Genomic DNA, 26,946 nt, shown 5'->3' with positions numbered 1-26,946 from the left:
TTCTGATATTTAAAGTGCGTCGGCTAAGTTTGACTAAACCCAACTTCGTAAATACCTAAAAAACAAATTGTATATGTTTATACTTATAAATATTCATATAAAATTACTGAAAAACCATGAAAATATAGATACTTCATGAAATTTAGGTAAAGTTAGCTGCCATCCTGGGATATTTCCTAGTAAACCTTCGTAGAAATGCAGCTAACATCTCCATTAACAAGACTCGGAGAAAAATTAATCCTCTTTTCCAAGTTAGATAAATTTCCACCTCGCCGTAATAGGTGCATCAAAGCTAAGTATTCTGTAGGTTACTTAGTACTCAGTAATGCCCCTAACTTCTCAGCGCTGAATCTGGTTAATATGCGAATTAAATATATATCAATTTAATTTCTTATAGCCGTAATCCTGAATATCAGATCACGGCTATGAATGCAACTATTCCAATTTGAGTTGGGGCATGAGTTGGAGAGTGCCAATACCTAAATCTTTCGGTGAAAGCGATCGCGTTTCAAACAAAGCCATCATGTCTCGTAACTGAGGATTGCCACGGGAAGCTCCTGTTAGTCCTTTAGCAATGATTAAGCCACAGTAGCCCTTAGTATTTTTACACCTCTGATTCCATTTTTTTCGGGCTTCTACATGAATAGGATCTTCATCTAAAAATTCACCAAATAGGAACAATTCACCATTTTGAGTTTGCAATAAACCCAGATCGTAGCGATCGCCATCGAAAGGATCGGCACCTGGATTAAAGCAAATTGCTCTCAGCCCGCCTGCTGCTTCAATTCTTTCGATTACAGTTTTAGCCTTGGGGCGAGAAGTTTGAATTAAAATCACTGGCAAACCGTCACCCACTTGTTTAATTTCACCAGCCTTATGGTAAATTACCCCCTTACGGAGGTGATCCAACATCTCCCAGGACGCTACGCCTAAGCTGAGAAAGGAGTCTTCCGGTATCAAGTCATCTTGCAATGATTGGAAGTTTGGGGAGTCAAGGTTGTGAATTTCCTGATCATCGTCACCAAAACCTGCCATTTCCTCTAATTCTGCTGCTAACTGCGGCATGGTAGAGACTGTCACAGCCACAGATTTAGTTGATTCTTCCGACTGCGGCAGAGATATGCGATAACGACGGCTGAGGGTAGGGAAGATATCCTCATGCAAATGGCGGCGGTGATCGCGAATAAAGCGGATTAGACTTTCGATCGCAACGAAGATTACCAATGCTTCTTCGTCATACAAAACAGACCGCAGTCCTTCTAAAGGGTGGATATTACCGAAAGTGGGGTCAATTTCTGATAATGGCAGATCCGCCAAATCACTTTCTTCGTCATCGTCTTCATCTTCGTCTTCATCAGCACTCTCAAAAGTAAGAAATAGGCAATCTTGCTTGAGAAACGCTTCTTCTAGATGCTCTGTTGAGTCTTCATCTTGTAAAACTGCGGTGCGAAACTGTTTTAAAGACTCTTCTGAGCGATAAAACAAAATCCCATACTCCATTCCCAGCATTCCCATGACTGAGGCGTAGAGTGTGCCAACATCCCACTTATTAATCTCGATTGACAAAATTTGCTGTTCTTCCAAAAATTCCCAAGGTGCTGCTTGCCAAATTGCAAATGCTTTCTCTCGCAAGATTTGTGCATACTGTGGGGGTAAGTCAGGAGTTTGACTATCCAGAATGTCAGCGAATCCGCGAAATAGTTCGTCAATTAAAGGCAGTTCTGGTGCGTAGTCAATAGCAATATCCAAATCTTGCAGCACTCCCCGCAGGTAAAATTGGATCTCACGGTCTTTGACTACAATTCTTTGGGGCCTAGCAGGTCTTGCGGGACTGTGAGGATGCTCCATTGCTCGCATTAAGGTACGAACTATTGCTTCTGGGCCAACATCTGAAGCTACCACGTCCATTCCTCGGACAACACCTTGGGAGTAATCTACCCAAAGAATACATTCTCCCTTTTCCTCAGAGTCTGAGTGCTGGTTTGGTGATGACAACGGACGGCGATCGCCCTCCCATACAGAAGGAATTTGAGTTAATTTCTTCAAGCGACGACTGGTAGAGCGATTAAAACTTGTCATAGAGTAAGTTAATCAAAAGAAGCAATTTGAAAGTAAACTTTGGGGGATAGCTAGCCTCGGATTAGGTTTTTATGGCTGCACCTGAAAGATAGTTGCTTCTCAGACAAGCCATGCTTGAACTCCAAAAATACCGAATCTCTAAACACACTGAGTCTCTCAATTCTAGAATAAAAACCTTTGGCTGCTTTTAACGGAGTGTTTACAATTTGGCATCTAACGGCATCTAAGCCGCTAGAATGAATACAAAAACATCAAGAGAAACCCAGAGGCATTAACAAGCCGATATTGGGTAAAGCTTAGACTAATTAAGGAGTGAAAAAAGCAGATGACACAAGCAATTCAGTCTCAACAACGCGGAATTCTGTTGAGCGAAGCCGCATTGCACCAGGTAAAATCCCTCCGGGACAAGCAAGGCACAGACTTCTGCTTACGGGTAGGAGTCCGTCAGGGTGGCTGTTCTGGGATGTCTTACATGATGGACTTTGAAGACACTAGCAAGATCACCCCGCAGGATGAAGTTTTTGACTATGATGGCTTCAAAATTGTCAGCGATCGCAAGAGTCTCTTATATCTCTACGGTTTAATGCTCGATTACAGCGATGCCATGATTGGCGGTGGCTTTCAATTTACTAACCCTAATGCCAACCAAACTTGCGGTTGTGGCAAGTCATTTGGGGTTTAGCCAAGAGGAGCCGATCACGTGCGAGGTTTTCCAATAGTCAAGAGTCAAGGTTTTTTAACTCTTGACTATTGGCCTATGACTATTGAATCATGGCTAATGACTATTAACTAATGATTATTGACAAACTTACTATGACTCAAACAGTTGAATCCCTGTTTGATACAGGTTTAGAACGCTATAAAGCAGGAGAGGCAGTAGATTCTTTAATCCCTGTATTTAAAGAAGTGTGCGATCGCGCTCCTAAAACGAGTGCTGCTTGGATCTGTTTGGCATGGTTGTATCTACTCGATAACAAGCCCAACTTGGCTTACAAAGCTGCACAGAAGGCTGTCAAGTTAAATCCACAAGACCCACAGGCTAGAGTCAATATCGCTTTAGCAATGCTGGAAACAGGTCAAAAAGGTTTACGAGAACATATTGACATTGCACAGCAGCTAATTTTTGTCAATGAAGAATGGCAAGATGAAATAAAAAACAGTATTGAAGATGGTTTAAGTAGAAAACCAGATTGGCAGAGTTTGAAAAAAGTTAAAAATTGGCTGTTTGAAGAATAAGGACAGGGAGTGGGGAATAGGGAGTAGGGAGTGGAAGAGGGACAAGGAAAAATTCTTGAATAAGTCTCTTTTGTCTACCTTGTTTCTTGCTAATACCAACTCCCTATTTATCATTCCCCACTCCCCACTCCCACTCCCCACTCCCCACTCCCCATTTCAATCATGAAAGATAAATTGTTAAATTGGCTAAACACAATTTTAGTCGCAGATGTTTTTTTGGTTTTGTTTGGTTTTGTCTGGTTAGCGATCGCTGCGATCGGTGATTCGGTGGGAGTAAATTTGGGTTTAGATTTGTGGCATCAACTTTGGCAACCCTTATTTAACCCAGCGATCGGCATCCTCATGGGCGGTGCAATTCTCAGTGGTATTATCAGTTGGGTTTCCAAAAAATTTCTCTCCAGTCAAGAATAAGGGATTGGGAATTGGGAGTGATATTAGTGTTTGCTTGCGGGGCGTTAGCAGTGCGTTTAGTCCGTGTTGAGATTAGTAGAAGTGGGCAGTTTAAAGTTATTCTCTTCCCCATTCCTAATTTCCCATTCTCAATTCCCAAATTCCCCATTCCCTTTGACTCTACGCAAGAATTTGTCTTAGTGCTGGCTGTAAATTAGGATATTTGTACTCAAATCCTGTTTCTACAGTGCGCTTAGGAAGCACTTGCTGACCTTCTAAAACTACTATAGCCCCGTCTCCTAAAAGAGCTTCGATCGCAAAAGCCGGAACTGGCAACCAAGAAGGGCGATTCATCACTTGCCCCAAAGTTTGGCTTAAATCTGCCATTCGCACTGGGTTAGGCGCAGTAGCATTGTATATACCTTCTATTTCCGGTTTAGTTAAAGCTTGCAAAATCAAGTTAACTAAATCGTCTACGTGAATCCATGAGAACCATTGCCGACCACTGCCAATGGGACCACCAGCGAAGAGTTTGAAAGGCGGAATCATTTTACCTAAAGCCCCACCATTGCCCAGAACAATCCCAAAACGCAGGATTACCAGTCGTACACCAGCATCTTTTACCTTTGTTGCCTCTGCTTCCCAGGCTTGGCAGACCTGGGCGAGAAAATCTTTACCAGATTGGCTTGTTTCATCAAAGTTTGCCGTTTCACTGGTGCCGTAGTAGCCAATAGCCGAAGCATTAATTAACACAGTTGGCTTAGGATTAGCGTTGGCTATTGCTTCAACTATTTTTTGTGTGCCTAATTTTCGGCTATTGAGGATTTCTTGTTTGCGTTCTGGTGTCCAGCGCCCTTCACCAATTGGTTCTCCTGCCAGATTAACTACGCCATCACAACTAGCTATGACACTTTGCCAAGAACCAGATGTATTTGGTGTATAGGCAACAATTTCTACATTGGGGAAAGCCTCAGATGGAAAAACCTTTTGAGCAAAAGTGGTGTTCCGAGTTAATACTACTATTTTATGACCTTTTCCGTGGAGTCGTTGTACCAAAAGACTTCCGACAAATCCTGTTGCTCCAGTAATTGCTACTTTCATTCATTTTTTACCTCAGCCAAACTCTTATTGTAAAGTTTTTGATCAAACTTTCAGCCTACAGCACTTTCTTTGTGGATAGAACAGATGCAAATGACTTTCCGTTTAGATGCTTCGGTATTATAGGATGGACGGAGTGTTGCAAGGCGTGGGGCTATTATGGCTCGCTATACCTGTTCGTTTATTGTTTCTGTTGCTAGTGACCATCTGTTGCCGTTACTTGTAGAACTTCTACAGGACTGTCAGTTGGATATTCAATACCACACGGGCGATTACATTATCGCTCGTCAGACTCCTGGTAATGTTCCTTTTCCTAAATTGATCACAGTAGAAGTACTGGTTGATAAATCAAAATCTACTGAAACAGAAACCCGGATGAGTATTGTGATTAAAAATGAAGAACTACCTCTCCAACTAGATAATTACTGCCGACAAATGTTTGAATTCATCAAGCAGGCTATTGAAAGTAGCCGACATTGGCATTTGATTGAAAGTATTGCAGGATAGCTTTGGTAATTGAATTGACAATCCCACGGCTTTAAGACGTGAGATTGTCAAATTATGGTTGGTAGTTATAATTCAATCTCCCAGATCCTCTAAATCCTCGGCCATACCGGGGTTTATTAGTGTAATGTCGTACTCGCTCGAATCCGTTTGTCCCAAACGCTGAGTGTTTTTTAACAGGTAATAAATGGCACGGACTTGAGGCCCAAAAACGATCTCGTCTTCATTTCTGAGATCGTGGTTTGGTATCTTACGTCCATTAATCATCAAACCATTGGAACTAGCCTTACCTTTGGCATCGCCATCTACAATCCGGTAATAGTAGCTATGACTATTATGCTCTCGTGGCAATCTGACTAATGTGGCATGGCGGCGGGAGACAAACTGAGACATCAAACGGATATTACACTCGCGGTCTCTACCGATAGAGTAGACGGGTTGCTCCAGAGAAAATTCTTTGCGACCTTGATCGTCTTCAATAATCAGGAGATGGTTTTCATTAGTTTCTGCTGCCATTGACAAATCGGTGGAACTGTGATTTAACAAGATTTGTTTCGTATCGTATTTTGCCATTTTCGGGCACCGTCAGTCTGTGGTGCTGATTTAAATAAACTTTAAAACTGCATAATACCTTGAAAGAGTAGAACTTGGTCGTTCTACTCCAGTAGCTATGATAACTTTTGTAGGTGTCTTAACAGGCTTTGTAATCTGCGTAAAACCTGAATATCAACTCAGTGGAACAAATAATTACGAATTCATAATGACGTTCTCTACAAGAAGCAAGCTACGCACAGCGTCTCGTAGAGAACGTCATTAGTAATTACGAATTAAAAATTGTTAAGTTGAGATGGGAAATTTTAGGTTCTACAAAGTATTCTACGAGTGACGAGCTAATCGCCTTAATAATATTGAGTTTGTGACGACGCTAACAGAGCTAAAAGCCATTAATGCAGCAGCACCAGATGGGTTAAGGACAAAACCCAGACTAGGGAACAAAACACCTGCTGCTAAAGGAATGCCAAATGTATTATATGCAAAAGCCCAGAATAAATTTTGGCGGATTTTGTTGAAGGTGGCACGACTAAGCTGAATAGATTCGACTACATCGTTTAAGCGATCGCGCATTAGGACAATTTCAGCAGTTTCCATTGCCACATCTGTCCCGGAGTGTAAAGCAATTCCGACATCTGCTTGGGATAAAGCTGGAGCATCATTGATTCCATCTCCTACCATTGCCACAACTGAGTGCTGAGTGCCGAGTGAGGAGTGCTGAGTGAGGAGTGAGGAGTGGGGAATGGGGAGTAGAGAGTTAGGAGTTTTCTTTGCCCCCTTGTCTCCTTGTCCCCCTTGTCTCCTTGTCCCTTCTAACTGGAGTGCTTGTATTGCAGCTGCTTTTTTCGCTGGGGGAACACCTGCTATGACATCAGCACTATCTAATCCTAATTGTTTTGCTATGGCGTTAGCTGCTTCTTTGCGATCGCCACTAAGCAACATTACCCGTAATCCCATCTGACGCAATTTGTCTACAGTGGATTGGGCATCTGGTCTAAGGGTATCAGAGACAGCAATTAGTCCGGCTAGAGTTCCCCCAACTGCTACGCAAACGACTGTTTTACCATCTGTTGCCAAATCCTGTGCTAACTGTTGTGCAGTTTCACTAATTGCAATACCGTGCCAACTCAACCAATCCCAGTTACCCAAAAGTACAACTGTTTCCTCCACTACAGCAGACACTCCTAATCCTGGTTCCGTGTGAAAGTCCACAGCTTCTGGAATCGATACCTGTTGCTTGAGTGCTTCTTGCTGAATTGCTTTTGCTAGGGGGTGGTGAGTACCACTTTCTACGGCTGTTGCTAGTTGGATTAGAGAGTAGGGATTCCCACTTTCCATTTCTGAAATTAACAAGCAATCGGTAACAACGGGATTACCTGTGGTCAGAGTGCCAGTTTTATCAAAAACTATGGTGTCTAACTGGTGTACTTTTTCTAAAACGTCGCCGCCTTTGATTAACAAACCCCGTTCTGCGCCCATAGCAGTCCCAACAAGAATAGCTGTTGGGGTAGCAAGTCCTAAAGCACAGGGACAGGCGACTACCATAACTGCGATCGCTAGTTTTAAACTAATTAATAAAGGGGAGTGGGGAGCTTGATGTGTAGCGTGGCTCATCATCTCCATCTCACCAGACATGGTGATATCAGTCCAAATATGAGTGCCGAAAAAGTACCAAAAGATAAATGTTAATAAAGATGCTGTTAGTACCCCGTAGGTAAAGTAACCAGCTACTGTATCGGCTAACTTTTGTACTGGGGCTTTCCGAGTTTGGGCAGCTTCTACTAAAGCAACAATTTGAGCTAGAGTTGTATCACTTCCAGTCCGGGTTGTCTGAATAGCGATCACTCCTGACTGGTTTAGTGTACCCCCTGTCACCGAATCTCCCGGTTGCTTAATTACTGGCACGGCTTCCCCAGTCAACATGGATTCATCGACCGTTGTTTGACCAAGCACCACTTCACCATCGACAGGGATTTTATCACCTGGCAGCACCTGTAACCATTCACCAACCCGCACCTGTTCGGCAGGAATCTCTACACTAGAAGATCCCACTCCTCCTTTTTCTGGGTTGGCAATCAATCGCGCTACCTGTGGCTGGAGTGCTAGCAATTTCCTAAATGCAGCAGCAGCACGACCTCTAGCTTGTTGCTCTAATGTTCTTCCTAACAAAATAAAGCCCAGCATCATCACTGGTTCGTCAAAGAAGCACTCCCAACCCATTTGCGGAAAGAGCAGTGCTACTAAACTAGCAATGTAGGCTGTCAGCGTTCCCAATCCTATCAGGGTGTTCATGTTAGGCGCATTTCGCCGCCAGCCTAGCCAGCCATCTACTAAAATCGAGCGACCGGGAATTAATAGCGCTACTGAAGCCAATCCACAGTGAAACCAGATGTTATTTAACAGTGGCAGCACTGAGCTACCAAGATTACCAAAATGCCCACTTCCCGACAATAATAATAAGATTGCAGCGATCGCCAACTGCCTAACAGAAGACCGCATTTCTCGGCGTTGTCGTTCTGCTGGATCTGGTAAGGTAGATATTTCACCTGCGACTGTGCCCCTAGCTTTTCGGGGTTGAGTTGGAAATCCAACAGATGTTAATCTCTCTGCTAGTGCATCTGCATCTACCGCACCAGTTTCTGACTCCACAACTGCTACCTCTGTGGCCAGGTTCACACAGGCACTCTTGACTCCTGGATGTTGGGTTAGCTGTCGTTCTACCGCGTTCACACACCCAGCACACTTCATACCCCCAACATCAAGAATAATTTTCTCTAAGATTGGGTCAAGTTCTGGGGCTAGCTTAGTTTTTGGGACAAGTTGCATGGCAAGTGTTTAGATTCGCTACAGAAATTCAACGCCTGAATAAAAGCGTCTCTAATTTGAGCGTAGGCTAAATATGGAACTACGACTGTATGTCAACCCTATTAAATTTCTTAATTTATCGTACTTCGCTAAGGCTTACTGACGACTCCAGCGTAGATAAGTCACATAAATGATAGCTGCAACCTGCATTGGCATAAGGATAATCAGGCTTTTCCAAAAATTGTGAATTTCTAAATTAGACATGGCGCTGAAATAGCCAAAGCCCAACAACAAGAAGAGTATCCAGATCAACTGTTTACGTTTGATGGTTAGCATAGCAGTAGGATTTATAAGGGAAAAGGTTAAAGGGTAAAGGTTAAAGGTTTTTTCTTTTCCCTTTCCCCTTTCCCCCTTGACCGACAACTATTGGGGGTGTACAGGAGAATCCTAGTAAACCCCACCAAACTAATTTCCCTTCGTATGACAAAGAATAAGGAAATAATTCAAACACCAATGTACATTCAATTAAAATGGCAAAAACAATTTTAGATGGAGGGAGTTAAAACCAGCCCTGCTTATTCACAAAGTAGGTATTGACAAATTCTTCAGGGGACTTATTCAAATAGATCATGCCTTCGATTAAACCTACAAGTTGCATAATTAACAAGGCAATACCGTAGGTAAAAGAACCCGCTACTACAGAAACCACCAACATGATAAAGCCTTCTGGAGCGTATCCTAGAATAAATTTATGAACCCCAAATCCTCCAAGGATAATACCACAGTAACCAGCTAGAAGTTGTTTGGTAGGGTGACTGGGGTTGAGATTTGACATATTAAATGCTGCTCCTTGATAAGTAAGTGATATAAAAATAAAGTCTTTATTGTAATCAAAGCAAATAGATTTACTTGCTTAATAAATAGATTTTTAATTTTTTCAGTACAAGTAAGCCCCAAAATGACTACAATCAGCGTGCTTCTAATCTAGAGGAGACGCTAAAATGTCTTGCGGCATAGCTTGAAAATCTGGCGCTCCTTAATAAATTTTGGTGGATTGAATAACTGCAAACTCTGTTGCAGAAGTTTTGCAGATTTTTAAGTAAGACATTTGGTCTTGAGAAGAATAAATCTCAATAATCATCAAAAACTGCCATACCACTTTTTACAAGTCCATCAGTATTATTTCCGGGTTTTTTTGTGATCGCTTCCACTGGTAGTGAAACGCCATTGCACCAATGACAAGATTCAGTTATTGGCTAAAATCACCCGGATAAGAATAAATGCTTAACTAGATATTTTGTTGTCTATGTTAACAGCATTATCTGAATTGGCTTTTCAGCTAGTATTTATGCTTGTAACCAATTATAACCAGTAAATTGTTCTTACATAAGCAGATAAAATCAGATATCTGTATTTTTGGCAACAGTATGTTAAAAGTACTAATTACTACCTAAAACAAACAGACTTAATAATGTACCACTATTCCAAAGGCTGTGTAATAGCATAGGAGCAAGGAGGTTGCGCGATCGCGTGTAGACTACCCCTAAAACGATCCCCAATGCTGTCAGGGGAAGAATTTCCGACAAGCTGAGGTGAGCGATCGCAAATAACAAACTACTGATTATAATCGATCCCCACACTGGTAAGTAACGAGTTAGAGAAGGTAGCAAAAAGCCACGAAACAGAATTTCTTCAAAAAATGGAGCTGCGATCGCTGCTGTAAAGAAAAATATACCAAGTGCTACCCCATCTTGGCTTTCTAGGGCCAGTTGCAGTAGGGGGTTACTACCACCCTGTCCTTGCCATAGCTGTTGATTGATTAAAGATACCATCACAACTATAGGTAAAGCCGTACAATAGCCGCCCAGTCCCCACAGAAACCAGTTATTTTGAAAACGGAAGCGGAACCAAAATTCCGGTAACGGAAAAAATGGCTTGAGAGAGAAATACAGCACTAACAGCGCACCTAATGCTACCAATAGGTAACTAACCAAAACCGAAAATGCCTGAAGTCGCACATCAACAATAGGGCGCGGAATGGGTAGCACCGATATCACCAAGGGCACAAAAATCTGCCCCATAAAGAAAAAGCCGACAATAAAAACCTGCAAAACCGTTTCACCATCCCAAGGCGTTGACCAAGGAATATCAGCATTTTGAGCTAGTAACGAGGCTTTTCCTTTCAACAAGCGTTGAGCAAATAATAAAATCAGCAATATTAGACCAATTAAAGCCGCCAAGGTAGGAATAGTACCAATAACCGCTAATTTCAACACTGCTTGAGCAGCAGTTTCTTTTTGTGCAGCTTTTACTGCTAATAAAGCATCTTGTCGTTGTTGGAGTTGGTATAGCTGAACCAAAGCAGTAGAGCGAAACCAACCTTCTAAATTCTTCTGAATCCGTTCTTGAGCATTTTGGAGCAGACGGGGAGGATTGCTCCACAGTCCACTCAATACAGCTGCGGTTTCTCCAAACTCTGGATTGACATCTGAGCGTTGTTGTAATTCGCTCCAAGTTTTCAGGGCTGTATCCGTCTGTCCTTGCTGTGCTTGTAAAATTCCCAGGCGCAGGTCTAATTCAGCCACTAATTTTTGTAATTGCTTTAGGGACTGCTGTAACTGTTGCTTTCCTTGTTTAGAGGTTTTAGTAGTCGGAGGAACTTCAGGTAGAGGTTTAGGAGGTATGGGAGTTATTTCAGATTGGGAGCGTAATTGTGCAAGCTTATTGTTAACTTTGTCCAAATTCGCTTGAACTGACTGACGTGCCTCCTGATATTGTTTTGTGGCGCTTTCTAGGGGTTGCTCACCAAGTATCGCTTCCCGAATCCCTTGAAGATTATCATCACCGCTATCTTCTGATTGCCAACCTTGGGCCTGCAAAGCAATATTGGTTTGGTACAGTTCCAGGCGACTTTGGAACTGGGGTTCTTGCCAACTACCAAATAAAGCCGAAACTGCCAACAGAACTGCTATCGGCGTTAGCACAAAAATTAAAACCAACCGCTTGAATGTCATCTATCCCCCTTTGACTAACCAGTGGAGAGCGCGTCCCCCTTGGGAATTATCGCAAGAAAAAGTCAGAGGTGGATAAATATCATCAATATAAAGGTTTTAAGTTTGGCATCGCTAAAGAAACTCCAGTCCTAACTCAAGACTTTGAAATTCGATACTGCTGGGCAATGTAATAAAACAAACGATAGTAATCTTGAAATTCTTGGCTTTTGCTTCGTCCCTGCCAAAAGTATTTCACTTGATCCTGAGTTAGTGTCAGTGTCATAGAACCTACTCCTTGATCAACTTCTACAACTAGCATCCCAGATACTCCTTGGGCGGTTTGAAAGTTGGGTTTGATCTTTTTCACTGGCTCTTGCTCTGTAACAATCGAATTCAGTAACTGCTGACTTGCCCAGCCTCGAATTTCCACCGTTTTGTTTTGGGGCGAAATAAAGGCAATTCCATCACCATTTGCTGGGCCTGCTGAAGAAGTCCAGTTACTCGGATATGGAAATTCAAAGCCATAACGGGAGTTGCTATAAGTTTTCCAGGCGATCGCTCCAGCGTTAAAATCATTTGCAGTACAACCCCAAATAATTATTAACAGGGCAATAATCCCGCTAACGCTGGCAGCAAACCGATAAATTCTCCGTCCCAAACTACAGATTTTATTCGCAGTAGCCATTTACATTACACATTTTGCCAAAGTCACTGATTTTATAGAAATACCAAAAACTCAGATTAATACCTTGCACTGAAAGAGCGCTCATTAAAAATTAAATATTCTTTCAGGATATTTACCATTCTCTTTTGACTCCTCAGTAGAGAAGCTTATAAAGAGTGCTTTATCACACAATTTATGTACAGTGCATCTCAGACAGCCAAGCTAACTTTGGAGCTTTTTCACTTCCAAACCAACACATCTTTGCAATTTCCACCAAATCTTTCTGTAATTTCCATTGGTAAGCCAAACGACCAAAAACCTCCAGATATTGATATTTCTGGCTTACCAGATTCGGATGTGACATCTCGCATCCACGCACAAATTTGGGTAAATGGGGACGAATACCATATTACTGATATGGGCAGTTCTAATGGTACTTACATTAACGGTGCGAAGCTTCAACCTCAAGTTTTTTGTCCACTGCATCCAGGAGATAGAGTTTCCCTTGGGCAGGGAGACAAAATAACTTTTATGTTTAGGGTGCAACAACACTCTGCATCTACCGCAAAAAATCCTACACCAAATTCCGCGCCCACAAAAATTACAGCGCCTACCACCAGTAAAAAAGAGGAACAAGTAATCTTTGCTAGTAAGCTTATTGGTTTGGGGCTAATCCTCGCAGGCATTACATTTTTAAGTACAAGTATTTATGTGAGCGTCTACTTACGCAGCACACCTGGAATTTTGCTGTGTATGGGAGGTGTAGTAGCTCTAAATTTGGGTGGGCGCGATAATCGGAAGCTAGGATGGGTTTTGATTGGAATCGGAATTGCTCTATTCATCGCTAGTGGTGTTGTAATTGGCTCTGTGTCCCTTTTCTCTATGCTGGTGTCATTCGCTGGCATATCCTGTGGATATCAGTTGTTTACAACCGGAAAGGTGTTTAACTTTAATCCGCTAACACTCCAAATAGTTAAAAAATAAGCCAAGTTAGGCAATCATTAATTAGCGTTCAGAATTTGAATCCTAAGCCCTGATTAACTTCGAAGAGGTTTGTCGTGAGGAATTTATCACTTAATAAACAGCATTTTAGCTTCTGATGTAAACAAATGTAACAAAAGTAGCGTCAAAACGTTTTGCTGTCTTGACAACCAATAGAAGAACCGATAAGTTGATATACATACCCGGGTAAGACCGTTAAAGAGTTATATGCAAACGCAAACTAAGCAAAAGGTCACTTTGTATTTATCGCCAGAGTTGCACAGAAAACTGAAGATTCGTTCAGCAGTAGATTCCGAACCAATGTCAGAACTTGCCGAACGCGCCCTTGGTTTTTACCTATCTAATCAAGAATTAGTTGACGAATTAGAAGATTCTTCTTTTGGGCGGACTCATAGAGTTTATTCATGCCCAACTTGTGATAGCTCGCTAGTCTTACGTGATGGGGAACTGGTTACTTTGGGCAATCAACCAGGAGTAGTCGGTCAAGAGCATCTTTCCATTGATGAGATGGATGGAGATGAAACCAACCCCAAGGGTGAGGAAGAGTTAGTTCCTTGCTAGATAGATAGGAATTATGGATTATTCATTCATGATTCGGTTGTCTTTACCAGAAGCAATGTCTCTACTGTCTCTATAAGGTCTCAAGTAGGTCGAAGTATGAAAGAAGAGCTCAATATCCTAATTCAAGCTCAATACCCTTTAATCTACCTTGTGACCTCCGAGGAAGAGCGGGCCGAGCAAGCAGTTTCCACAATCGCCCAGTTGTTGAAGCCCCAGCGCCGAGTATTTGTTTGGACAGTGACCCACGGGATTGTGGAGTATGGTCAACCCCGGAATGTCACCCAACATAATACCGTTTCTCCAGAGGCGGCGATTGAGTGGATAATCCGGCAGAAAGAACCGAGTATATTTATTCTTAAAGATTTACACCCCTTTATTGATGCGCCTGCAACAAATAGATCGTTACGTGATGCGATCGCTAGCTTTAAAGGTACGCAAAAGAACATCATTTTGATGTCTCCAATGCAACAAGTGCCTATAGAGTTGGAAAAAGAAGTTGTTGTTATCGATTTTACACTGCCAGATATGGCGGAGTTAAATAAAGTACTAACTCAGCACGTAGACCAAAATCGTGGTCGGCGGTTGACAACAGAAGCCAGAGAAAAGCTTCTGAGAGCAGCTTTAGGTTTAACTAAAGATGAGGCTGAAAAAGTCTACCGAAAGGCACAGGTAACAACAGGGCGTTTGACGGAAGATGAAGTAGATATCGTTTTATCTGAGAAAAAGCAACTAATTCGGCGCAATGGGATCTTAGAATACATTGAAGAAGATGAAACCATTGATGCTGTAGGTGGCTTAGAAGAGTTAAAAAGATGGCTCAAGCAACGCTCTAACGCTTTTACAGAAAGAGCGAGAGAGTATGGTTTGCCTCAACCAAAGGGGATGTTAATTCTCGGAGTTCCTGGTTGCGGTAAGTCATTAATTGCCAAAACGACTTCCCGGCTGTGGGGTTTACCACTGTTGCGGTTAGATATGGGGCGAGTTTACGACGGCTCAATGGTGGGACGAAGTGAAGCAAACTTGCGGAACGCCCTGAAAACAGCAGAATCTATTTCCCCAGCGATTTTGTTTATCGACGAATTGGATAAATCCTTTGCTGGTAGCGGAGGTTCTTCTGATTCCGATGGGGGAACTTCAAGCAGAATCTTCGGCTCTTTCCTCACATGGATGCAAGATAAGAAATCACCAGTGTTCGTCATGGCAACTGCCAACAGAGTAGAACGCTTACCTGGCGAGTTCTTGAGGAAAGGACGCTTTGATGAAATTTTCTTTGTCGATCTGCCAACACCGGAAGAACGGCAACACATTTTTAATATTCATCTGACCAAGCGCCGTGAAGACATCTCTAGATTCGATCTTGAGCAACTAGCCAAGATGTCTGACGGATTCTCTGGGGCAGAAGTTGAGCAAGCGATCGTTGCGGCAATGTATGAAGCTTTTGCCCAAGATCGGGAGTTCACCCAATTAGATATTATTGCTGCACTGAAGGCAACATTGCCGCTGTCTCGAACGATGCAAGAACAAGTAACGGCTCTGAGAGATTGGGCCAGACAGCGCGCACGCCCCGCAGCATCCTCCGTAGCTGAATATCAGCGAATGGAGTTTTAAAAGCTTTCCTCTGCCATCCCAGGGGGAAAGGCTAGCTCCCAATGCTAGCAGTTATAAGAAAAAGCCGCATCCTGCTAAGAGCGGCTTCGCCCGAAACAAACCGTTGTCGTTTTTCTCAATCTTCTCATTGGAGGAAACCCAAATGTCTCACTTTAGCACCCTGCGTACCAAGATCACCGATGCCGAAATCCTCAAAGCTTCTTTGCGCGACCTCGGTATCAGCGTAAAGACTGAAGCTGATGTCCGTGGTTATAACGGTCAGCGCGTCCGTTCTGACATCGTTGCTATGTTAGATGGCGAATATGACCTCGGCTGGTCTCGCAACAGCGATGGTTCTTTTGACCTAATTGCTGACCTGTGGGGCGTTGCTAAGAAGCACAACCAAACCGAGTTGATCAACTCAATCAACCAAAAGTATGCCGTTAACAAAACTTTGGCTGAAGTAAAACAGCGCGGTCTGCAAAACGCCAATGTGAAGTTGGTATTGCAATAACAATTTCTCTGCGCGTTCCCAAAGCTGCACGGGTTAACCATATAAATAGCGGTTAGCCCGCTTTTTTATCGGGACTGAGATTTATTTCTCAGCCCCGATTTTATATGAAAATCTCATATTCACGTTTTAGAAAAATTTAAGGATAACAAAATGGCACAACTTCAATTAATACATATTAAAAATAAACTGAATGAAAAATTAGTAAACTTAATTGATATGTCAGATTATGTTAAAAAAACTGAAGAAGAAAGAAAAAAAGCTTGTTTATCAAGAAGTTATGCTGCTTACAGCTTAGTAAGCCTTGCTTGTGCTACAGAAGAAGAAGCTGCACAAAGTATTGTTGATGGTTATAAGGATAATGGAATTGATGCAATTTATTATGAAGAACCAAAAAATACTCTTTGGTTAGTTCAATCGAAATGGATTGAGTCAGGGAAAGGAGAACCTGACACAGGAGAGGTAGGGAAATTTATACAAGGAGTAAAATATGTTATTGGGTTTAAATTTAGCAAATTTAATCAAAAAATTAAAAACAAGCAAGTTGAATTAGAAAAAAATCTTAATAATTATGATGTGAAAATAAAAATATGTCTTTCTTATACTGGTTCAAAACTAGGAGAAAACAATTTGGATTTATTATCAGAATTTATAACTCAAGAAAATAAAGCAGGTGAACTGTTTTTTCTGGAAATATTTTCTTTAGCAGAAGCTCACGGTGCTTTATCAAAAAGCCTCAATAAGTCTATTAACCATGAACTAAGATTAACAAATTGGGGTTTGAATGAAGAACCATATAAAACATGGTATGGACAAATTGATGCTGAACAATTAGCAAAGTTGTGGATTGAAAATAAAGAAAACTTATTTTCTAAAAATATCCGAAGTTTTGTTGGTTTAACAGATGTAAATGATGGTATTCAAGATACTCTTTTAAATTCTCCAGAAACATTTTTATATTTAAATAATGGAGTTACTGTTTTATGTACTAAAATCCAAAAAACTGCTAAGGGTGGTTCTTCTGATAAATCTGTCGGAGATTTTTATTGTGAAGGAATATCTATTATTAATGGCGCTCAAACAGTAGGAACTATGGGAACTGCTTATCAAACAAATTCAGAAGAAGTTAAGAAGGCAAAAGTTTTTATAAAGTTAATTTCGTTAGAAAATTGTCCTCCAGACTTTGCTTTAAAGGTTACTAAATCTACAAATACTCAAAATAAAGTTGAAAATCGTGATTTTATTTCATTAGATAGTTTACATGATAAATTACAAAAAGAATTTGCATACGAAGGAATTAATTACCATTATAAAAGAGATGAACACGAATACTCCTCAGATGATCAAAACTGTACTTTAGATGAAGCTACTATAGCACTAGCTTGCGGTTTAAAAGACTTACGTTACGCACATATAGTGAAAGATAAAATCGGCAAGTTATGGGAGGATGTTAATAAACCTCCTTATACAGATATTTTTAATTCAAGAATTTCAGTAGACAAAATTTGGAAAATGATTAAAATAAGTCGGGTAGTAGATAATAAACTTTCCGAAAAGAGTTCAATAAACGAGGATTTCAGAGCAACTTGTATTTTTGGAAATAGATTCATTCTTCACATGGTATATCAATATATAGGTGAAAATAACTTATTTTTATCTCAGGCTAACTTTGAGCAATACTTTAAAGATGAATTGCCGTTAATTATAGATAAAGTTATTGAAAAAACCCTAGAAGCTGTTTATGCCGAGTATCCAGGTAAAATAATTTACCAAGTATTTAGAAATTTAGATAAGTATAGAGTATTAAAAGAAAAAGTTTTAGAAATTTTTCCACCCAATATTTGAAACAATCTGAGTTCCACTGATTTAATTAGATACTATTGGAAATACTTCTTAGTATATAAACTTTTTTTGCAGTTCCTCTGTTATCGCCTCCCAGTGACCGCATTTTATCCATTGGCAAGTGAGAATAGAGAGGAGTATTTACAAAAGCTATGAGTACCCAAATTATCATTACCCTACCAGATGATATTTACCAACGTGCAGAACGCTTTGCACGATTGGCAAATCGTGATGTCGTCAGCATTTTAGTAGATACTATTCAACTTTCAATTCCGCCTGTCAGTGGGGATGTTAGCGATCTTGAGCCTGTCTCTGTCCTTTCTGATGAACAAGTCCTGGTGCTGACTGAACTGCAAATGGAACCAGAACAGGATGCCCGGTTAAGTGAACTGCTCGATCGCCAACAATCAGATACTCTTAGTGAAGGCGATCGCTCAGAGTTACAAACCCTGATGCAGGTATATCAAGAAGGACTTTTAAGAAAAGCCACTGCGTTAAGCGAAGCTGTCAAACGTGGGTTGATTCAACCCTTAAGCTAGTGAGCCAGATTCCTGCACAAGTCCGGGCGCAGATACGGATACAGGCGAATCATCAGTGTGGTTATTGCCTTAGTCTCCAAAAGTATGTTTTGGGAATTTTAGAAATTGAACACATTATTCCCAAAGCAGCAGGCGGTACTGACGATGAGGAGAATCTGTGGCTTGCCTGTAGGTTATGCAATGCCTACAAAGGTATTCAGACCCATGCCAAAGATCCAATAACAAACCGTAAAGTCAAACTTTTCAACCCTCGTCAACAAAAGTGGTCACGTCATTTCACTTGGGCAAACAATGGCACTCAAATTACAGGTTTAACTACCTGTGGTCGTGCAACTGTATTAGCTTTGCAACTGAATAATCCTTATGCTGTAACTGTCAGGCAAGCTTGGGTGTCTGCTGGCTGGCATCCACCAACTGAAATTTGAGCAAAAGCACGTTTTACTGCATCATGAAATATGTCTTTCGCCGCCATAGATTCCTAGAATTTTGATTTCAGTACTATAAAACTAGCTTACCTCCTACCAAACCTGACTTAAATCCAAAACAAAACCAGGTAGTAAAGTTTCAGCGTCAAGGGTTTTAGGGTTATCTAATACCTCAACTGCAATATTAGGACGATAAATAAAAACTCGGCGTTGCTTTCTATCAATTAACCAACCAAGTTGTGTCCCATTATCAATATACTCTTGCATCTTGTCTTCCAAAATTTGCAAGCGATGCCTACGGCGGTAAACTACGCTCTGGGAATGCAATTCAATCACAAACTCAGGACAAATCGGTGCAAATTTTTTTCGCAGTTCTGGTGGTATGGCTTCCCAGCGATCGCAGGTTGCAATTGCAAGACCATTGGTATAATTTCTGTGGCTACAGGTAAGTTAGTGGTCATAATCGCTTTTTGGAAATTTTACCTGTCTTCACGATATCTCTTTGTGAAAGCACTGCTACGTCTCTACAAGGGTTATGGATAACGCATACTTAATTTCTGGAGATGTCTGTTTACTAACTTGATAGTGGTATAACTAATGGAGATGGAACAGGACGATCAATTTGTAACCGTAGTCATTACACAAGTTGTCAAACCAGGATGCGAAACCGCTTATGAAGCTTGGTTAAAAGATATTACCAGGGTTTCCAGAACCTATACGGGTCATCTCGGAACAAATGTGATTCGTCCGCAGCTTGGGGTACGAAACGAATATGTGATTATCTTTCGGTTTGACGGTTATGACAATTTAAAGGTGTGGATGACATCGCGCGATCGCGAATATTGGCTGAATCAAGGTAAGCATTTGGTTGAATCTGATCCTGATGTTCAACAAATCTGTGGATTAGAGGCTTGGTTTTCTCTTCCCGGTCAACCACTGAAAACTCCACCGCGCTACAAAATAGCATTGCTAACTTGGGGAGCCGTATATGTGTTAATTAATTTGTTGAGTACGTTTATAGTCCCCCTACTTCGTGGTTTACCACCCTTGATTATTTCGTTGATCGTTACGATTACTATGGTTTTGCTGTTGACATATATTATCATGCCTAGAGTTAGCCGTTTGTTTAGCTTTTGGCTATATCCTAAATCACGAAAAGTTTAGCAATTGAAATTACTTTAACCAACAGCAAACTGGGTAAATTGTCTTTTAAAGGGAGAATGAAAAGCTAAAACAATATCTTTTTGGGATATGCCTCTACCAATAAGTTCATTGGCGATACCTCCTTCAGTACCATCGTATTGAATCCAAATTTTTTCGTTTGCTCATTCGCGTAGCGTCTCTTAGAGAAGCTTAACATTTGCGTATTATCTCGTAGATTAACAGGTATAGTTAAAAACTATTACTTTTAAACAGAGAAAAATACAGCAGTATAAAATTTCTTCTTAGTTTAACCAATTATCTAATTTAGGACAGAGGACTAATGCTGAAAATTTGTGCAACTTTTTTGTGTGCTATCTTCCTAAGCTTTAATTTAGTCATCGGTAACGCTTGGGCAACTGGTCAATTTTCTCAGACTTGTAAAGATATTAGTATTGAAGGCTCAACCCTAACGGCTACTTGTGAAAAAGCCGATGGATATACTCCTTCTAAAACTTCCATCGACTTAAATCCATATATCGCCAATCTTGATGGAACATTAGACTGGGATGGAGATAAATTTGCTCTGACCTGTGACAATATTGGTTTAGCTGGTGCTAGCAGACTCCGTGCTGAATGCGAGAGAGCTGACGGACAGACATATCTTGGAACATATATTGATCTTAATGAACACATTGCTAATATTAATGGAACTCTCAAATTTGAATGATTTTTAACTACACGGTAGGGGCAATTCATGTAGACGCAAAGTGACTTCCCGCAGGGTATTGCCCCTACATAAAAATCTACTTGACTAATACAAAAAGTTTAGGGGTAGTTATGTAACTACCCCTTTATTGCCCTAATAATTTAGAATTTACTTGCAGACCCCTTAATGGGAAGTTAATTTACTCAGAAATGTTAATCGAACTTTCAACTTGAGAATTAGCCAATGTTGGTGCTGTAAAAATCCGCGAGTACAGACTTGATGGTTGTTGATGAGCAACAACTGGTAAAACTTGACGAGCATGGGCAGCTAATTCTATTGCTTTAACATCATAAGTCTGCGTTGCTAATTTCGGATAAAAACCAATTCCGATGATTGGCAGCAACAAACAAGCGGTAATAAATATTTCGCGGGGTTTGACATCAGATATTACAGCATCCAAGTGTAACTTTTCACTTTGTTCTCCGTAGAACACTTGACGCAGCATCGATAGTAAATAAATTGGTGTCAAAATCACGCCAACGGCTGACAGCAGGACGACTACAATTTTGAAGCTGGAACTGTAAACATCACTGGTAGCAATACCCAGAAATACCATCAACTCACCCACAAAGCCACTCATTCCGGGTAAGGCGAGAGAAGCCATTGAACCAATGGTAAACAAAGCAAAGGTTTTGGGCATTACCTTGGCCATTCCACCCATTTTATCCATCATCAAGGTGTGGGTGCGATCGTAAGTCACGCCAGACAGGAAGAACAAGCTAGCAGCAATCAAGCCGTGAGATACCATCTGTAGCACTGCACCACTTATACCCAGTTCTGTGTAGGAGGCAATCCCAATCAGCACAAACCCCATGTGGGCAATTGAAGAGTAAGCCAAGCGCCGTTTGAGATTGGTTTGAGCGAAGGCACAGCAAGCACCGTAGACAATATTCACTACACCCAAAATTGCCAGCACTGGTGCAAAAGTTACATGGGCATTGGGCAACATTTCCACATTGAAGCGGATCAGGGCATAACCACCCATTTTTAACAACACACCAGCCAAAATCATCGAACCGGGTGCTGATGCTTCACCGTGGGCATCAGGTAGCCAAGTGTGTAAGGGGAAAATTGGTAACTTCACACCGAAGGCAATTAAGAAACCTGCATAAACCAATAATTCCAAGGTTTTGGGGTATTCTTTCATTCCCAGAGTCGCCATATCGAAGGTGACGTTATCTCCAGAGAATGCCATTGCAAAACCGGCAATCAAGATGAATATTGATGCGGCGGCGGTGTAAAGAATGAATTTGGTAGCCGCATAACGGCGATTTTGTCCTCCCCAGATGGAAATCAGCAGGTAAACCGGCACTAACTCGATTTCCCACATTAGGAAGAACAATAGCAAATCCTGGGCGACGAATACGCCAAGTTGGGCGCTGTACATCGCTAGCATCAAACCATAAAATAATCGCGGCTTGGTGGTAACTTTCCAAGCCGCGAAGATTGCGAGAGTATTTATTAAGCCTGTTAGAAGCAATAAGGGCATCGATAAACCGTCAACCCCCACAGCCCAATGCAAACCTAACTGCGGTATCCAAGGATAGTTTTCTACAAGTTGGAGTGTTGAACTCTGAAAGTCGTACTTATACCAAAAGGCATAAATCATCAGTGCAAAGTCAGCGATCGCAACTCCCAGACCATACCAACGCACAGTTTTACCTTCTTTGTCTGGGATTAGGGGTATGGCTAAGGCAGCCACCAAGGGTAAGAGGATTATGGCTGTTAGCCAGGGAAATTCAATAGCATTCATCACTTCTGACAATCAATTTGCCTTTTCACTTTTGATTTCATTATATTAAGGAATCTATACTTTTGTAAACTATCTTGAACTCTAGAAGAGTTAATCTTAACTATTTACAAGAATATATACTCATTGAATCTCAAATCATCAGGATAAATAAGAATAAATACTTATCGTATTTTGCCGCTTTCCATTCTAAATGTAAACTTTTGCAACGTCAACTAAAGCCACCGTTACAATACAGTTACATTTTTCTAGTTAAGTTTAATTGTCGGTTGACATCAAATATCGACGCAGCTACAGTGCCAAGTTGCAAAACCTGGGATTATAGCTGCGTCAGTATGTTGAAGCACAGTGTTGTGTAAACTATATTACGTGGAAAGAAGAGCAAGCCTAACAGTTGCAGATTGGTTTTCGAGGGGAAAAATCTGGCTTTTAAATATCATTGCAACAATTTCGAGTAATTATCATTCTGGATAAACTTTTACAATGCGTTCACCATTTCGACAATTTTGGAAAGATACCCGATAGAGTTTATTCGTCCATGAATTTTAGGGATTCCCAACTGGCTAGCTTTTCTATGGTTCTTACAACGTCGGCTTTATTGTATGTTTGGAAAAGTTACAGTTTAGCTGAGATAGCGTACTGAAGAACCATAATTTTGCTTAATTATTAGGACTTACGCACACTCTAAAAATTCTTTTCTTCATCTGCGATAAATTAACCTTTTTGGCAATTTTTGCGTAAGTCCTAAATCCTAAATTGCTGAGTTATTTATGAATACTGAATTTTTAATGCAATAATCCCAATCAATACAGCAAGACCTAACGCTCTACGAAAATAATTGACCCCTTGAAATAATTCCAGCCACGCCCAAGTAAACAAAGAGCCATTTGCTACCACTTCTAAAACTGTATTGATTTTACCACTTGTAAAAATTAGAGCGAGTAAAGTGGTTACTATCCAAACAATCAGTGGTAGGTTTGGCATCTGAGCTAAAACAATTTTGCCATCGCTGTCACGAAAGGTTTTATCAATTAATGTATTTTCCATTATTTAAAACTGCTACCTAGTTACAAATGATTAACTTACACAAACTATTGGAAGGTCTATTGAAAATAGGATTACATTGAGTTGTAAATACCTTAATGATATTAAATCATGTAGATAAATCTTTTTCCAAGCATCTAATTGCTGAGATTAGAACTATGTTAATAGACATAATCTCACTAACAAGATATCTGTCGTAAGAATGAATGCAATTTGGAGCAGTAAAGATTAGGGATGCTCCCATCATGATTATTTGGAAGTAGGAGATGCCGCAGGTAAGGGTGACGATTAAACAGATTACTGAGTCGTTGAATTAGCGTGGCTATTAGCTCGTCGCTAGCGATCGCAAAATAAGATTAGTCAGAGATTTCGACCTCAGATAAAAACAAAGAAATTACAAAGTAGGAGCAATTCATGAATCACTCCTACTTGTCGAGTTAATTGACATAGTAGCTGAATTTATGCTAGCTAGTGCAGCACGGCTTTTTTAGGGCTGAAGATCGCGGCGATTTCCGTTCAGAATGATACAGGACAGTATTTAAGTTTTATGCCATCGCTCAAAAAATAACGTTCCGTGAAAGCTAGAAGTGATAGATTGCACGATCAGTTGGGCAATATTTAAGTGAGTGGTGTGACTATCCTTTAAGGTATTAGTAATTATTTATGGCTTTCCCAATCAAAGAACGTCGTTGGCTATATATTGGTCTGAGTATTTTAAGCTTGTGTTTGGCAGTGACTATTACTCCTGTTAAAGCATCTGTGCAAGTATCAGCAAAATCTACTCTGAATGCCCCAGCATCTACTAACCAGATAGAACAGGGACGAAACCTCTACCGTTCAGGACACTTTGCAGAAGCCGTGATGATTTGGCAAACGGCAGCACAAAACTACCATACTCAAGGCGATCGCCTTAACGAAGCCCTAAGCTTAAGTTACCTTTCACTGGCACAACAGGAACTTAACCAATGGAAAGCAGCCGAAGAGTCTATTGAGCAAAGCTTAAAACTCTTACAAACCTCTATTCCCTCTGCTGATGCGATTCTCTGGGCCCAGGCACTCAATACCAAAGCAAATTTGCAATTGCACAATGGCAAAGCCGAAACTGCTCTCGAAAGTTGGCAACAAGCTCAAAAATATTATGATCTAGCAGGCGATAAAATGGGCAGCTTGGGTAGTCAAATTAACCAGGCACAAGCTTTACAAAGTTTGGGATTTTATCGCCGTTCTAAACAGCAGTTGGAGGAGCTAAATCAAAAGCTAGGAGCAATGCCAGATTCGGAAATTAAAGTTAGTGGGCTAAGATCACTGGGTTTAGCTCTGTTGATGATTGGCGACTCTGGCAAGAGCCAACAGGTGTTAGAGCAAAGTTTAGCGATCGCTCGTAAAATTGAAACTACACCTCAGTTGAGTTCCATCCTACTAAGCTTAGGAAAAACCGCCGTAGACTTAAAAGATCCAAAGACGGCATTGGATTACTTTGAACAAGCAGAACAAGTAGCAACAAATCCAGGCGATCGCTTACAGGCACGTTTAGGGCATTTCAAACTTTTCCTCGACTATGACAAGCCTGAATTGGCTACCCCACTCGCGCCTCAATTACTAAAACAACTCACAGAGCTGCCCCCCAGTCATACCTCTCTCTACGCGGCTATTAATTTTGTTGCCTCACTGAATCGGCAGTCAAATTCTAGCCAAATCATACCGATGAAAGACCTGGCGCAACTCATGGCAGTCACAGTCAAGTCTGCACAGAAGCTCCAGGATGCTCAAGCAGAAGCTTACGCACTGCATCAGTGGGGAAAACTCTATCGTCGTACACAGCAATTATCACAAGCGCAGGAGTTAACTCAGAAATCCCTCAACATTGCACGTCAACTCCAAGCTGAGGATATCATTGCTCAATCTGCTTGGCAGGTGGGACAGTTGTATAAAGAACAGGGCGATCGCCCTGAAGCAATTACTGCTTATACTGAAGCAGTCAAAGCTTTAAAATCAATCAGGGGAGATTTAGTTTCAGTCAACCCCGATGTTCAGTTCTCCTTCCGTGAAAGTGTGGAGCCTGTTTACCGAGAACTTGTAGGTTTACTCCTAGATCAGCAACCCAGTCAAGCAGAACTAATGGAAGCTCGTGACTTGATTGAGGCACTCCAAGTTGCAGAACTCGATAACTTTTTTCGGGAAGCTTGCTTAGATATATCTCAGCAGATTGACCAAATTGACCCCAATGCAACCGTTGTTTATCCGATTATCTTGCCAGATCGCCTAGCAGTAATTCTTTCCAAAACCGGACAACCGTTGCGTTACTATGTGACACAAAAATCTCAAGCGGACATCGAACAAACTCTAGAAAAATTATTAGTTGCCCTAAATCCTGTCTCCAACTCCAAAGAGCGCGATCGCTTGTCCCAAGAAATTTATAGTTGGTTAATTCGTCCTGCCGAAATGGATCAAGCTTTTAAAGATACCCAAACACTAGTATTTGTTTTGGATGGTCGATTACGTAATATTCCCATATCAGCTTTGTATGACGGGAAGCAATATCTGATCGAAAAGTATGCTGTTGCCCTCTCACCGGGAATGCAATTGATGAGTGCGCGATCGCTCCAAGGAAATCACATTAATGCGATCGTCGGCGGTATCAGCCAATCTCGAAATGGTTTCAGTGCTTTGCCTGCTGTAGAATTAGAAGTTAAGCAAATCTCGAAGGCAGTCCGCTCTTCGATGTTGCTCAACCAGCAATTCACTAGTCAAGCCCTTGCCAGTCGCGTCAAATCTAGTAGCGCTGATGTTGTCCATCTAGCAACCCACGGACAGTTTAGCTCCCGCCTTGAAGATACCTTCCTACTAACTTGGGATGGAGAAGTCAACGTTAAGGAATTGTCAGAACTTCTCAAAAATCGGGGTGGTGAATCATCGAAAGCAATTGAGTTACTAGTACTGAGTGCTTGTGATACAGCCGCAGGTGACGATCGCGCCGTTCTTGGACTAGCAGGCTTGGCTGTAAAATCTGGTGCCCGATCAACCATTGCCACTCTCTGGCCTGTCAAAGATAAAGCAGCCGAGATGCTGATGACGCGTTTCTATGAGCAATTGCGACAGCCCAAAATTACTAAAGCCGAAGCACTGCGACAAGCCCAAATCAACTTAATCCGTCAAACTGATTTCCACGATCCTTTCTTTTGGTCTGCCTTTGTTTTGGTTGGTAACTGGCTATAAAGAAGTTAGCAGGAAGGAGATTTAATAAGGGGTTTAAACCCAAGCTTCGCTCTACTTTCTGCATCTCCTTTTTACTAAGTAAAGTTACGTAGTAAAAACATTGTAACTTGTACAAAGTTTTACGGTATAAAAGTCAGGTTTCGTTTATATTTTTAATAGGTATTGAAGCCTTTGACTCTCAGCCGAAAAAATTTATCCGGCTTTTTCCCACAATCAGAATCAATGTATTTAGTATTACT

The 26,946-nt window shown here is 41.2% G+C and carries 25 protein-coding genes and 2 pseudogenes; 14 read left to right on the top strand and 13 right to left on the bottom strand.

The genetic code is table 11. The features are described 5' to 3' along the window. Nucleotides 1–435 precede the first annotated feature (435 nt). The gene (locus V7K69_RS23365; RefSeq protein WP_335038709.1) at nucleotides 436–2,079 is read right to left on the bottom strand and encodes a DUF6930 domain-containing protein; all 1,644 of its coding nucleotides are present in this window, start codon (nucleotides 2,077–2,079) and stop codon (nucleotides 436–438) included. A 325-nt stretch (nucleotides 2,080–2,404) separates the two neighbouring features. Here V7K69_RS23365 and V7K69_RS23360 point away from each other — a divergent pair, with 325 nt between their 5' ends. The 3 genes from V7K69_RS23360 (at nucleotide 2,405) to V7K69_RS23350 (ending at nucleotide 3,726) form a co-directional block, all read left to right on the top strand. Further along, nucleotides 2,405–2,761, top strand: a complete 357-nt coding sequence (locus V7K69_RS23360) for an iron-sulfur cluster assembly accessory protein (protein WP_012407303.1) — start codon at nucleotides 2,405–2,407, stop codon at nucleotides 2,759–2,761. Between the two features lie 131 nt (nucleotides 2,762–2,892). Continuing rightward, nucleotides 2,893–3,315 (top strand): tetratricopeptide repeat protein, encoded by a 423-nt coding sequence (locus V7K69_RS23355; protein ID WP_335038706.1) that lies wholly within the window; start codon nucleotides 2,893–2,895, stop codon nucleotides 3,313–3,315. 162 nt (nucleotides 3,316–3,477) lie between these two features. Continuing rightward, nucleotides 3,478–3,726, top strand: a complete 249-nt coding sequence (locus tag V7K69_RS23350) for a hypothetical protein (protein ID WP_335038704.1) — start codon at nucleotides 3,478–3,480, stop codon at nucleotides 3,724–3,726. 159 nt (nucleotides 3,727–3,885) lie between these two features. On the opposite strand, the gene thyD is transcribed toward V7K69_RS23350, so the two are convergent. Next, on the bottom strand, nucleotides 3,886–4,806 hold the full coding sequence (gene thyD / locus V7K69_RS23345; protein ID WP_335038702.1) for a thylakoid membrane protein ThyD: 921 nt from the start codon (nucleotides 4,804–4,806) through the stop codon (nucleotides 3,886–3,888). Between the two features lie 156 nt (nucleotides 4,807–4,962). Here thyD and V7K69_RS23340 point away from each other — a divergent pair, with 156 nt between their 5' ends. Then, nucleotides 4,963–5,310, top strand: coding sequence for a hypothetical protein (locus tag V7K69_RS23340; RefSeq protein WP_012407307.1), 348 nt, complete (start codon nucleotides 4,963–4,965; stop codon nucleotides 5,308–5,310). 72 nt (nucleotides 5,311–5,382) lie between these two features. Here V7K69_RS23340 and V7K69_RS23335 read toward each other — a convergent pair whose 3' ends face one another. From V7K69_RS23335 to V7K69_RS23310, 6 genes are all read right to left on the bottom strand, one after another. Then, the gene (locus V7K69_RS23335) at nucleotides 5,383–5,880 is read right to left on the bottom strand and encodes an FHA domain-containing protein (protein WP_163928721.1); all 498 of its coding nucleotides are present in this window, start codon (nucleotides 5,878–5,880) and stop codon (nucleotides 5,383–5,385) included. A gap of 303 nt (nucleotides 5,881–6,183) precedes the next feature. Beyond that, nucleotides 6,184–8,685: a heavy metal translocating P-type ATPase gene (locus tag V7K69_RS23330; protein ID WP_335038699.1), complete on the bottom strand. Its 2,502-nt coding sequence runs from the start codon at nucleotides 8,683–8,685 to the stop codon at nucleotides 6,184–6,186. Nucleotides 8,686–8,820: 135 nt separating this feature from the next. After that, nucleotides 8,821–9,000 (bottom strand): hypothetical protein, encoded by a 180-nt coding sequence (locus V7K69_RS23325; protein ID WP_335038697.1) that lies wholly within the window; start codon nucleotides 8,998–9,000, stop codon nucleotides 8,821–8,823. Nucleotides 9,001–9,223: 223 nt separating this feature from the next. Then, nucleotides 9,224–9,499 (bottom strand): TM2 domain-containing protein, encoded by a 276-nt coding sequence (locus V7K69_RS23320; RefSeq protein ID WP_114084755.1) that lies wholly within the window; start codon nucleotides 9,497–9,499, stop codon nucleotides 9,224–9,226. Between the two features lie 604 nt (nucleotides 9,500–10,103). Next, nucleotides 10,104–11,678, bottom strand: a complete 1,575-nt coding sequence (locus tag V7K69_RS23315; RefSeq protein WP_335038694.1) for a CPBP family glutamic-type intramembrane protease — start codon at nucleotides 11,676–11,678, stop codon at nucleotides 10,104–10,106. A 133-nt stretch (nucleotides 11,679–11,811) separates the two neighbouring features. Next, nucleotides 11,812–12,342 carry a hypothetical protein gene (locus V7K69_RS23310; RefSeq protein ID WP_335038692.1) on the bottom strand — a complete coding sequence of 177 codons (531 nt, stop codon included), beginning with the start codon at nucleotides 12,340–12,342 and terminating at the stop codon, nucleotides 11,812–11,814. Between the two features lie 174 nt (nucleotides 12,343–12,516). Between V7K69_RS23310 and V7K69_RS23305 the strand changes: the two genes are divergently transcribed. The 7 genes from V7K69_RS23305 (at nucleotide 12,517) to V7K69_RS23275 (ending at nucleotide 18,788) form a co-directional block, all read left to right on the top strand. Continuing rightward, nucleotides 12,517–13,305, top strand: a complete 789-nt coding sequence (locus V7K69_RS23305; RefSeq protein ID WP_335038690.1) for an FHA domain-containing protein — start codon at nucleotides 12,517–12,519, stop codon at nucleotides 13,303–13,305. 225 nt (nucleotides 13,306–13,530) lie between these two features. Beyond that, nucleotides 13,531–13,884, top strand: coding sequence for a hypothetical protein (locus V7K69_RS23300; RefSeq protein WP_114084759.1), 354 nt, complete (start codon nucleotides 13,531–13,533; stop codon nucleotides 13,882–13,884). Nucleotides 13,885–13,980: 96 nt separating this feature from the next. After that, nucleotides 13,981–15,492 (top strand): stress-responsive protein Ycf46, encoded by a 1,512-nt coding sequence (ycf46, locus tag V7K69_RS23295; protein WP_012407316.1) that lies wholly within the window; start codon nucleotides 13,981–13,983, stop codon nucleotides 15,490–15,492. A 142-nt stretch (nucleotides 15,493–15,634) separates the two neighbouring features. Then, a complete protein-coding gene (locus V7K69_RS23290; protein WP_012407317.1) occupies nucleotides 15,635–15,985 on the top strand; it encodes a DUF1257 domain-containing protein in 351 nt (116 codons plus the stop codon). 150 nt (nucleotides 15,986–16,135) lie between these two features. Further along, complete coding sequence (locus tag V7K69_RS23285) at nucleotides 16,136–17,827, top strand: AIPR family protein (protein WP_335038687.1); 1,692 nt, start codon at nucleotides 16,136–16,138, stop codon at nucleotides 17,825–17,827. A 149-nt stretch (nucleotides 17,828–17,976) separates the two neighbouring features. Next, nucleotides 17,977–18,363 (top strand): hypothetical protein, encoded by a 387-nt coding sequence (locus V7K69_RS23280; protein WP_335038685.1) that lies wholly within the window; start codon nucleotides 17,977–17,979, stop codon nucleotides 18,361–18,363. Beyond that, nucleotides 18,363–18,788, top strand: coding sequence for an HNH endonuclease (locus V7K69_RS23275; protein WP_335038683.1), 426 nt, complete (start codon nucleotides 18,363–18,365; stop codon nucleotides 18,786–18,788). The genes V7K69_RS23280 and V7K69_RS23275 overlap by 1 nt, the downstream gene beginning before the upstream one ends. 93 nt (nucleotides 18,789–18,881) lie before the next feature. Here V7K69_RS23275 and V7K69_RS23270 read toward each other — a convergent pair. Beyond that, nucleotides 18,882–19,184, bottom strand: a pseudogene (locus V7K69_RS23270) (Uma2 family endonuclease); the annotation flags it as partial. Further along, complete coding sequence (locus V7K69_RS23265) at nucleotides 19,121–19,249, bottom strand: hypothetical protein (protein ID WP_335038681.1); 129 nt, start codon at nucleotides 19,247–19,249, stop codon at nucleotides 19,121–19,123. The pseudogene V7K69_RS23270 and the gene V7K69_RS23265, both read right to left, overlap by 64 nt. A gap of 142 nt (nucleotides 19,250–19,391) precedes the next feature. Here V7K69_RS23265 and V7K69_RS23260 point away from each other — a divergent pair, with 142 nt between their 5' ends. Further along, nucleotides 19,392–19,952, top strand: a complete 561-nt coding sequence (locus V7K69_RS23260) for an antibiotic biosynthesis monooxygenase (protein WP_335038758.1) — start codon at nucleotides 19,392–19,394, stop codon at nucleotides 19,950–19,952. A gap of 14 nt (nucleotides 19,953–19,966) precedes the next feature. Here V7K69_RS23260 and V7K69_RS23255 read toward each other — a convergent pair. After that, nucleotides 19,967–20,104 (bottom strand): annotated as a pseudogene (locus V7K69_RS23255) (element excision factor XisI family protein); the annotation flags it as partial. Nucleotides 20,105–20,271: 167 nt separating this feature from the next. Between V7K69_RS23255 and V7K69_RS23250 the strand changes: the two are divergent. Then, the gene (locus tag V7K69_RS23250) at nucleotides 20,272–20,658 is read left to right on the top strand and encodes a CVNH domain-containing protein (RefSeq protein WP_335038679.1); all 387 of its coding nucleotides are present in this window, start codon (nucleotides 20,272–20,274) and stop codon (nucleotides 20,656–20,658) included. Nucleotides 20,659–20,836: 178 nt separating this feature from the next. Here the strand turns inward: V7K69_RS23250 and V7K69_RS23245 are convergent, their stop codons facing one another. Continuing rightward, nucleotides 20,837–22,450 carry an NAD(P)H-quinone oxidoreductase subunit 4 gene (locus tag V7K69_RS23245; protein WP_335038677.1) on the bottom strand — a complete coding sequence of 538 codons (1,614 nt, stop codon included), beginning with the start codon at nucleotides 22,448–22,450 and terminating at the stop codon, nucleotides 20,837–20,839. A gap of 765 nt (nucleotides 22,451–23,215) precedes the next feature. Continuing rightward, nucleotides 23,216–23,494, bottom strand: a complete 279-nt coding sequence (locus V7K69_RS23240; RefSeq protein ID WP_335038675.1) for a hypothetical protein — start codon at nucleotides 23,492–23,494, stop codon at nucleotides 23,216–23,218. Nucleotides 23,495–24,154: 660 nt separating this feature from the next. Between V7K69_RS23240 and V7K69_RS23235 the strand changes: the two genes are divergently transcribed. Then, on the top strand, nucleotides 24,155–26,707 hold the full coding sequence (locus tag V7K69_RS23235) for a CHAT domain-containing protein (RefSeq protein ID WP_335038673.1): 2,553 nt from the start codon (nucleotides 24,155–24,157) through the stop codon (nucleotides 26,705–26,707). The last annotated feature ends 239 nt before the right edge of the window (nucleotides 26,708–26,946 follow it).

The sequence above is a fragment of the Nostoc sp. genome (assembly GCF_036917775.1).
Classification (GTDB): domain Bacteria; phylum Cyanobacteriota; class Cyanobacteriia; order Cyanobacteriales; family Nostocaceae; genus Nostoc.
This window is presented reverse-complemented; position numbering and strand designations above follow the sequence as displayed.

Bases quoted from the DNA above. Each gene is read 5' to 3' on its own strand.
- V7K69_RS23290 (WP_012407317.1), top strand. From the start codon at position 15,635: ATGTCTCACTTTAGCACCCTGCGTACCAAGATCACCGATGCCGAAATC.
- V7K69_RS23310 (WP_335038692.1), bottom strand. From the start codon at position 12,342: ATGGCTACTGCGAATAAAATCTGTAGTTTGGGACGGAGAATTTATCGG.
- ycf46 (WP_012407316.1), top strand. From the start codon at position 13,981: ATGAAAGAAGAGCTCAATATCCTAATTCAAGCTCAATACCCTTTAATC.
- V7K69_RS23280 (WP_335038685.1), top strand. From the start codon at position 17,977: ATGAGTACCCAAATTATCATTACCCTACCAGATGATATTTACCAACGT.
- thyD (WP_335038702.1), bottom strand. From the start codon at position 4,806: ATGAAAGTAGCAATTACTGGAGCAACAGGATTTGTCGGAAGTCTTTTG.
- V7K69_RS23325 (WP_335038697.1), bottom strand. From the start codon at position 9,000: ATGCTAACCATCAAACGTAAACAGTTGATCTGGATACTCTTCTTGTTG.
- V7K69_RS23240 (WP_335038675.1), bottom strand. From the start codon at position 23,494: ATGGAAAATACATTAATTGATAAAACCTTTCGTGACAGCGATGGCAAA.
- V7K69_RS23285 (WP_335038687.1), top strand. From the start codon at position 16,136: ATGGCACAACTTCAATTAATACATATTAAAAATAAACTGAATGAAAAA.
- V7K69_RS23330 (WP_335038699.1), bottom strand. From the start codon at position 8,685: ATGCAACTTGTCCCAAAAACTAAGCTAGCCCCAGAACTTGACCCAATC.
- V7K69_RS23235 (WP_335038673.1), top strand. From the start codon at position 24,155: ATGGCTTTCCCAATCAAAGAACGTCGTTGGCTATATATTGGTCTGAGT.
- V7K69_RS23265 (WP_335038681.1), bottom strand. From the start codon at position 19,249: ATGACCACTAACTTACCTGTAGCCACAGAAATTATACCAATGGTCTTG.
- V7K69_RS23300 (WP_114084759.1), top strand. From the start codon at position 13,531: ATGCAAACGCAAACTAAGCAAAAGGTCACTTTGTATTTATCGCCAGAG.
- V7K69_RS23350 (WP_335038704.1), top strand. From the start codon at position 3,478: ATGAAAGATAAATTGTTAAATTGGCTAAACACAATTTTAGTCGCAGAT.
- V7K69_RS23360 (WP_012407303.1), top strand. From the start codon at position 2,405: ATGACACAAGCAATTCAGTCTCAACAACGCGGAATTCTGTTGAGCGAA.
- V7K69_RS23340 (WP_012407307.1), top strand. From the start codon at position 4,963: ATGGCTCGCTATACCTGTTCGTTTATTGTTTCTGTTGCTAGTGACCAT.
- V7K69_RS23245 (WP_335038677.1), bottom strand. From the start codon at position 22,450: ATGAATGCTATTGAATTTCCCTGGCTAACAGCCATAATCCTCTTACCC.
- V7K69_RS23320 (WP_114084755.1), bottom strand. From the start codon at position 9,499: ATGTCAAATCTCAACCCCAGTCACCCTACCAAACAACTTCTAGCTGGT.
- V7K69_RS23355 (WP_335038706.1), top strand. From the start codon at position 2,893: ATGACTCAAACAGTTGAATCCCTGTTTGATACAGGTTTAGAACGCTAT.
- V7K69_RS23250 (WP_335038679.1), top strand. From the start codon at position 20,272: ATGCTGAAAATTTGTGCAACTTTTTTGTGTGCTATCTTCCTAAGCTTT.
- V7K69_RS23365 (WP_335038709.1), bottom strand. From the start codon at position 2,079: ATGACAAGTTTTAATCGCTCTACCAGTCGTCGCTTGAAGAAATTAACT.
- V7K69_RS23335 (WP_163928721.1), bottom strand. From the start codon at position 5,880: ATGGCAAAATACGATACGAAACAAATCTTGTTAAATCACAGTTCCACC.
- V7K69_RS23315 (WP_335038694.1), bottom strand. From the start codon at position 11,678: ATGACATTCAAGCGGTTGGTTTTAATTTTTGTGCTAACGCCGATAGCA.
- V7K69_RS23305 (WP_335038690.1), top strand. From the start codon at position 12,517: ATGTACAGTGCATCTCAGACAGCCAAGCTAACTTTGGAGCTTTTTCAC.
- V7K69_RS23260 (WP_335038758.1), top strand. From the start codon at position 19,392: ATGGAACAGGACGATCAATTTGTAACCGTAGTCATTACACAAGTTGTC.